Below are 2,364 nucleotides of genomic sequence, written 5' to 3'. Positions count from 1 at the left end.
CATCACCACAGGCACGGCAGGGTGATCATTTTCCTTTGATGGAGGGACCCAATTCCCCAAGAGGGCGGCTTCGGCCGCCCTTTTTGCGTTCGGCGATCACCTTGTGAAGTAGGGCGGCAAAGCTGCTGATCCCCGGCAAGCTACGGCATGCACACATTTCCAAGCAACTGCTCTTTGGCGATAGAGTGCATGGCAGCTTGGCGCATGAATTGCCTATGCGGCGCTGGTCCCGCTCCGTCTCGGCTTCGCCGAGCCACCGCTCCCCCGATCGACGGGGTAGAGGGAAGGCGCCAAGCTTTTGCCGTCAACGCTCGCCCAGCAACGCTCCTTACCTTTCCCTCCGGGGGGGGAAAGGTAGCGCTGCGAAGCAGCGACGGATTGGGGGACCCACGCGGCAATCGGCCTCGGGCCGATTAGTCACCCCAGTCATAGCGGGTATGTGCATGGCGTAGCCCCAGCAAGTGGGGGAGATTGGCCGCATCAACGTCCTCTCCAATCTCTTCCAGTCGCCGTCAGCGTGGACCTCGGTCCATCCGATTTCCCGGATCTCAGAAAAATCAAAAAAGTTCGAACCTTTTTCCTGGCTGCGACGACAGATGATCAAGAGGCGGATGGATCGCCTCGGTCAACGAAGCAAGGAGATCGTCATGTTCAAGAACACACTCGTTTCCGGCCTTATCGCCACCGCCGTCGCCGCCGCCACGCTGGCCGGCACCGTGCAGCCTTCGGCCGCCCACAGCCATCACCACAACCGCGAAATCGGCATCGGCATTGCTGCCGGCGTCGGCGGCTTCGTCCTCGGCAGCCTGCTCGCCCAGCCGCGCACCGTCTATGTCGACGAAGGCGGTGGCTCGTGGCATGTCCGCCGTTGCTACGATCGCTATGCCAGCTACGACGCGGACTCCGATACCTATCTCGGCCACGACGGATACCGCCACTATTGCCGTCTCTGAGGGGAGGACCCGTTCAGCAACAGAGGGGCCCATGCGAGCCCCTCTTCTGTTGTCTGGATGGTAGCGGTGCGTGCTCCATCGGCCGATTCAGCGCAGAACTGAAGGGATTGGTCCGGCGACAGATCGGACAGTGTACAGAGATTTTCCGAGCGTCTATCCTGGACCGCGAACGCGGGGAGAGACCCTTGGACGAGCAGGACCCCAGGGAAGACCTGGTCGAAACGGTTTTCCGCAACGGCACCGTCACCACCGTCGGCATCCTGCTGGCGTTTTCGCTGGGCTTCATCACCCATTGGGCCGCCAACCCGATCCCGTGGCAGACCTACCACCTTGTCGCCGTCCTGCCGATCCTGGCCGGCATTGCCTTGCAGATGCGGGCGCTCTCGCTGCTGCTCGACACGAAATGCCTGCAGCGGCGCATCTATGAACGCGCCAACCGCATCTTCATGGCCGGCCTGATATTCACCGCCTGCGGCGTCGGCATGGCCATCCTTCTCGATTTCTTCGATATCGCGACCAGGAGCGCGCTGCCCGGGGCGGGCTGATCAGCCGGCTCGCACGCCACCGATCATCCTGGTCACCTCGGCTGCCGCATCGCGCACCAGCGGGCCGATCTCGGCCAGCCGCTCCGGCGTCACCCGCACCGTCGGTCCCGACACCGAAACGCCGCCGATCGGCTCGCCGAATTCGTTGAAGATGGCGGCTGCCACGCAGCGCATGCCGGGGTGCCGCTCCTCGTCGTCGACCGACCAGCCGCGCAGCTTGATCCGCGCCAGATCGTGGGCAAGCGCCGAAATGTCGGACAGCGTCCTGTCGGTGAAGCGCTGCAGGCCTGCCTTGCGCAGGATGGTTCCGACGCGCTCCGGCTCGAGATGCGCCAGCACCGCCTTGCCGATGCCGGACGCATGGAAGGGGCTGCGCGTGCCCGGCCGGAAGAAGGCGCGGATCGCCTGATGCGTCTCGACCTGGCTGACGAAGACCACGCAATCGTCCTCGGCGACGCCGAGATTGGCGGTCTCGCCGGTTCTCTCCATCAGCTCTTGCATGACGATACGCGCGCGGTCGACCAGCTTGCGGCGGCGCAGGAAGGCCGCGCCCATGCGGTAGGTCTCGACGCCGATCGACCACAACTGGTCTGATGTGTCGAATTCGACCATTCCGTGGTTTTGCAGCGTCGTCAGCATGCGGTAGGCGGTGGAGGCGGCAAGCCCGCTCTGCGCCGATATCTCGCTCAGCGACAGGCCGCTGCCTTCCGCGACAATGGCCAGGATCCGCAGCGCCCGATCGAGCGACTGCACCGAACTGGCCTCCGAGGGCCCATTGAAAGCGCGCGGCCGGCCGCGCTGGCGTTTTTCGGTGGTTTCCATGGCGCCATTCTCGGCCGATTTCGCCAAACGCACAATGAAAAAGT

Annotated in this window: 3 protein-coding genes; 2 read left to right on the top strand and 1 reads right to left on the bottom strand. The window is 64.1% G+C overall.

Features of this window, described 5'->3' with window-relative positions:
- The first annotated feature begins 647 nt into the window (after positions 1-647).
- Positions 648-953 (top strand): BA14K family protein, encoded by a 306-nt coding sequence (locus tag EN914_RS32375; protein WP_013531394.1) that lies wholly within the window; start codon positions 648-650, stop codon positions 951-953.
- 185 nt (positions 954-1,138) lie between these two features.
- Positions 1,139-1,498, top strand: a complete 360-nt coding sequence (locus tag EN914_RS32370) for a hypothetical protein (protein WP_013531395.1) — start codon at positions 1,139-1,141, stop codon at positions 1,496-1,498.
- On the opposite strand, the gene bhcR is transcribed toward EN914_RS32370, so the two are convergent.
- The gene (bhcR, locus tag EN914_RS32365; RefSeq protein WP_024505797.1) at positions 1,499-2,320 is read right to left on the bottom strand and encodes an HTH-type transcriptional regulator BhcR; all 822 of its coding nucleotides are present in this window, start codon (positions 2,318-2,320) and stop codon (positions 1,499-1,501) included.
- Positions 2,321-2,364: the final 44 nt, after the last annotated feature.

It is taken from the genome of Mesorhizobium sp. M7A.F.Ca.CA.001.08.2.1, assembly GCF_003998455.1.
Taxonomy (GTDB): domain Bacteria; phylum Pseudomonadota; class Alphaproteobacteria; order Rhizobiales; family Rhizobiaceae; genus Mesorhizobium; species Mesorhizobium ciceri.
This window is presented reverse-complemented; position numbering and strand designations above follow the sequence as displayed.

Bases quoted from the DNA above. Each gene is read 5' to 3' on its own strand.
- EN914_RS32375 (WP_013531394.1), top strand. From the start codon at position 648: ATGTTCAAGAACACACTCGTTTCCGGCCTTATCGCCACCGCCGTCGCC.
- bhcR (WP_024505797.1), bottom strand. From the start codon at position 2,320: ATGGAAACCACCGAAAAACGCCAGCGCGGCCGGCCGCGCGCTTTCAAT.